We start from the raw sequence: 4,355 nt of genomic DNA, 5'->3' as shown, positions 1-4,355 counted from the left end.
CGGCGGGGCCATTGTGGCCCTTGACAGTGGATTGGGTCATATGAGCGAGCGGGCTCCGGGTGCCCCAAGTTGCCGCGAAAGAGGAGGGAAGCGTACTTTATGTACGCGACCGACGATTGAGGGGCAAGATGGGGTGCCCGGGGCCCGCGCAGCGTCAACAAAAAACGCGGTTCGTTAGAACCGCGTAAGATAGTTGGAGCGGACAACGGGGCGTCCGCGTATCCGCTTCGCGGATCCGCACCGGCTTCGGCCGTCTGCCGGCGACCTCGCCAGCTCGCTACAAACGCTCCGCGTTTGCTTAACGCTCGCTCCCTCTCGGGTTCGAGCCCAAGCGATGGGTACGAAAAAGCCCGGCTACCGTAGTAGTCGGGCTGCTGCGTTTGGAGCGGACAACGGGGCTCGAACCCGCGACCCCAACCTTGGCAAGGTTGTGCTCTACCAACTGAGCCATGTCCGCATATGTAAAACAAAACGGGCGCCGGAGCGCCCGGATGTTGCCTGGAGGCGAAGCCCGGATTCGAACCGGGGGTAAAGGCTTTGCAGGCCTCTGCCTTACCACTTGGCCACTTCGCCGAAAAAGGACCGCCTAAACGGTCCGGAAATGCAATGGAGCGGACAACGGGGCTCGAACCCGCGACCCCAACCTTGGCAAGGTTGTGCTCTACCAACTGAGCCATGTCCGCTTGCGGGTTATTAATTTACGCGAGTTGTCCAAAAGACGCAAGTACTTTTTTCAAAAAACTTGTCTGCCGCATGTTCTTAGTAGCTAAACGCGCTAAAGCGATTGGCTAGGCACACGATTCCAGCGCTCCGCTAAACAGCTTCACCATCCGCACGCGCGTGCCGGCGCCGTCCGTACGATGAGCAACCTCCACGTTATCGACGAGCATACGCATAAGCTTGATACCACGGCCGCGCTCCTCAGATGCGACCGGTTCGCTCGTTTCATCGATAGAATAGCCGGCACCTCGATCAAGCACCTCAACCACAACGCGATCGCCATAGGCCTGAACCGTCAGGACGCACCCGATACCGCCCGCATGGTCATAGGCATTACCCAGCGCCTCCCCCGACGCCAATGCGACATCGTAGCGCTCGTCGCGGCGCAACGGAAGCGATTCAAGGAGTTCGGCGATGCGATGTCGGTAGTATGGAAGATTCTCGATACCCTGACGGACCTCGACGCTCTTACTCCAGCGAGGCAGCTCCCCCACCGGAATGGCGGGAATAGACTCCCGTGCCGGCCCCGCGACATGAAGGATATCGACAAGACGAGCAATCTCCAAAAAGCGAACAACTTCACCCGATGCATTGACGAGCGAAAGCAGGCCTTCTCGCCTCATGAGCTCACGAGCGCGCGTAAGCAGGAATGCCAAGCCCGTCGAATCGATAAAGCTAACAGCCTGACAGTTGATGACGACACGACGCACGCCGCGGCCAATCAAAGCATCCAACCGCCGACGCAGCGCAGGCACCGTGGCGATGTCGATATCGCCTGGTGGCGTCAAAACCGCTATGTCATTCCACTCATTCATACGACCATGGTTCCCCAAAAAAGCCCACTCGATGCATTCGTTTCCCCAACCGTACGGATTCAGCCCGCCCAGCGTCGTCTATGAACGACCCCGTAAAAACTCAAGGGACACCAATGCAATGTCATCGTCCAGCGCCGATTCGGTAAATCGGTCAAGCTCGCCCAAGACCTTGCCGCAAATGCCCGACACGCCCTCACCCGAGACAGAGAGCAGAAGGTCGCGAAGGCGCTGCTCGCCAAAGAAAGCACCCGAGCGGTCACGCGCTTCGATTGTTCCGTCGGTGTACATAAATAGCATGTCACCAGGAGCGAACGTAAACACGCCTGTCTCGTACACCATGCTCTCAAAGGCACCGATTACCCCCGATTGGCATCCAAGCAGCTCGACCTCTCCCCCACGAGCCTCGCCGCCACCCAGCGGCATCGACTCTGGCCTGATGACCATGGTCGGAGGATGGCCCGCCGAACAATACGTTGCGCGTCCGGCTTTAAGGTCAATCTTGGCGATAAAGGCCGTCACGAACGTCTCGACCCTCGAAAAGCCCATGAGCATGCTGTTAAGAGAGCGTGCCATGCGGGCCGGTCCAGCGCCCTCCCAGGCATATGCCGTCAGGGCCGTCTTGACGAGTGCGGACATCGATGCAGCCTCAATGCCTTTGCCAGACACATCGCCCAGAATCATGACGGCGCAATCGTCGGGAAGACGGATGAGCGTATAGAAATCGCCGCCGACCAACGCCGAGTTCGTGGCCGACAGGTACACCGAATCGGCGGCGATTCCCGGAACGTCACCAAGCGAATTTCTCATGCCGATCTGAAGCGTCTGAGCGATATGACGCTCCTCGCGCTTTTGAGACTCACCCTCATAGATCAGCTCAAAATCGTGAGCCAAATGCACCATGTAGTCGTATTCAAGGTCGTCGATTGGTTCCTGGCTGCCATCACGGAGCAGCAAGGCGCGCGTTGTCGGCCCCTTTGCGACATCAGCGTGAACGATCGCATCGTTGTTTCGCTTGTCATCCGCCTCCGAGCGATAGCGCCCCGCCTCGATACCGGAGTCGACATACAGTCCCTGACACGGCAGGCCGTGGGCTCTCAGCCATGCACCCATAGGCGTGGATTCATCCACGCGCGTTAGGCGCACGTGCTTGAGATCGTCAGCGCTCGTCCCGCCCAGCACCGACGTCTCGAACCCATCGGAAGCTGATCCCAGGCGCGCTGCCGGCGTCGTGACAGAAAAGAAGAGCGACTCCGGATCGCCCGGCAAATTAACGCGACTGCCGCCTTCAAAATCTATGACGTAGGAATCCAGCCTGGCGTCATACTCAATAGGGCAAAAATGGCAGTTGAGCATATTGCAGATCTCGGACGATACCGCCTGGGTAGCCGCGGCGGAATCGTCTAGAAAGGTAAACAACTCATCCCGCAAGACATTGAGCGAGCGGCCAAGCTCGGCCGTGCGACGGGAGCGAAGGCTCGATACCATGCCGACCATCTGAATAGACAGGTAATCGCAGATGACCTCGAGCACGTTAAGGTCATAGGCAAGTGGCGCCTGTGGACGTTTCCAACCGACCTCCAACACACCGAGCACCTGCGTGCCGTAAAACACGGGAAGACAGATCTCACTGCGATACGGAGGCATATCCTGCACGCGCAGCAAGTGTTTGGAACGATTGTCCAAATCAATGAACATACCCGAAGCAACCCGGTCGCCCTCAAGGTCCTGTTGGATCGACAAGCGACAGGCGCGCGACTCGCGAAGAACATACGTCGGAATGCCAGCGCCATACGGCAAAAACTCGGGCAGGTAGCTGTCGTACAGCTCCTTGGAAACACCACGAAGCTTAAAGCCGCCGCTCTCAGAAAAATAGATAGCGGCACCCGAAGCATCGAGCGTTCCTACAAGCTGGTTCAAAACGGTATCAAGCAGGCTGGGTAACTCATCGGAGCCCACAGTGCTCATAATGACCGAGAGCGTCCCAGAGAGACGCTTGTTCGCCACTCTAAGCTCCGATAACGCACGCTTGAGCTGACGGTCGTGAGAATACTGTTCCTCGATACTGTGAAGCGCCACCAGGACACGTGGTGCGCGGCGCCCAAAGATGCGTGGAGGCGTTACGGAGCCCGCACGAACCAAGACGGGAATAAAAGAGCCGTCACTTAGCTTGAGCATCAGTTCGTTCTCGGAGCCATCAGTATCAAATGGCAGACGATGTTCCGTCGCACGTTCAAAAGCGGACGAGTACAGGACGTCTTTAACATCTCCACCGATGACGTCGGCGCGTTCCTCGCACATCAAACCAAGTAAGCGATTATTCACATGCAGAATGGTTCCGTCGAGCTCGCAGATGATGACAGCATCGCTCGTGATCTCGACTAGTTGGGCAACGTCTGCCCACTCGTTGCGTTCAAGCGTTTCCATCGTGGACCCCACCGTCTATCGGTAACAAAAAAGCCTCCGAAGAGGCTTCTCAAATGCGATGGTGTCGGAGGCGGGACTTGAACCCGCATGACCAAAAAGCGGTCACTAGCACCTCAAGCTAGCGCGTCTGCCAATTCCGCCACTCCGACATGCTATGTTGTTGATTCGCGGTTCGTTTTGTTGAACCCGCGCGTTCAACGAGGAAGATAATAACCTATGATTCGAGAACTGTGCAAGCACTTTTTTCAAAAAAGTTTTCGAATTTGTAATTGCGCAGGTAGATCCGCATGTCCGGCCCCGAATCGGTGCTGCCTCCCGGCGCGTCCTCGGGCATGAGCGATATTTTGCTGCGCACTTCGTGCTGCAAAATATCGCTCCCCCTGCGGAATGCGCCGG

The 4,355-nt window shown here is 57.5% G+C and carries 3 protein-coding genes and 4 tRNA genes; all 7 read right to left on the bottom strand.

The window, feature by feature from the left end; translation table 11 throughout:
• Positions 1-381 precede the first annotated feature (381 nt).
• Positions 382-457 (bottom strand) — tRNA-Gly (locus tag DWV32_RS09860).
• 42 nt (positions 458-499) lie between these two features.
• Positions 500-573: transfer RNA gene (locus DWV32_RS09855), tRNA-Cys, on the bottom strand.
• Positions 574-607: 34 nt separating this feature from the next.
• A tRNA-Gly gene (locus tag DWV32_RS09850) sits at positions 608-683 on the bottom strand.
• Between the two features lie 105 nt (positions 684-788).
• A complete protein-coding gene (locus DWV32_RS09845; RefSeq protein WP_117758026.1) occupies positions 789-1,535 on the bottom strand; it encodes an anti-sigma factor antagonist in 747 nt (248 codons plus the stop codon).
• Positions 1,536-1,613: 78 nt separating this feature from the next.
• A complete protein-coding gene (locus DWV32_RS09840; protein ID WP_117758025.1) occupies positions 1,614-3,959 on the bottom strand; it encodes a GAF domain-containing SpoIIE family protein phosphatase in 2,346 nt (781 codons plus the stop codon).
• A gap of 59 nt (positions 3,960-4,018) precedes the next feature.
• A tRNA-Leu gene (locus tag DWV32_RS09835) sits at positions 4,019-4,108 on the bottom strand.
• 65 nt (positions 4,109-4,173) lie between these two features.
• Positions 4,174-4,355: hypothetical protein (locus DWV32_RS10445; protein WP_222847444.1), on the bottom strand; the 182-nt coding region annotated here is incomplete at its 5' end.

It is taken from the genome of Collinsella sp. AF04-24, assembly GCF_003465685.1.
Taxonomy (GTDB): domain Bacteria; phylum Actinomycetota; class Coriobacteriia; order Coriobacteriales; family Coriobacteriaceae; genus Collinsella; species Collinsella aerofaciens_AP.
The sequence above is the reverse complement of the archived record's forward strand: the minus strand, read 5'-3'. Positions and strand labels throughout refer to the sequence as shown.

What these genes read in the sequence shown, in the direction of transcription:
- DWV32_RS09845 (WP_117758026.1), bottom strand. Translation starts at nt 1,535, where the DNA reads ATGAATGAGTGGAATGACATAGCGGTTTTGACGCCACCAGGCGATATC.
- DWV32_RS09840 (WP_117758025.1), bottom strand. Translation starts at nt 3,959, where the DNA reads ATGGAAACGCTTGAACGCAACGAGTGGGCAGACGTTGCCCAACTAGTC.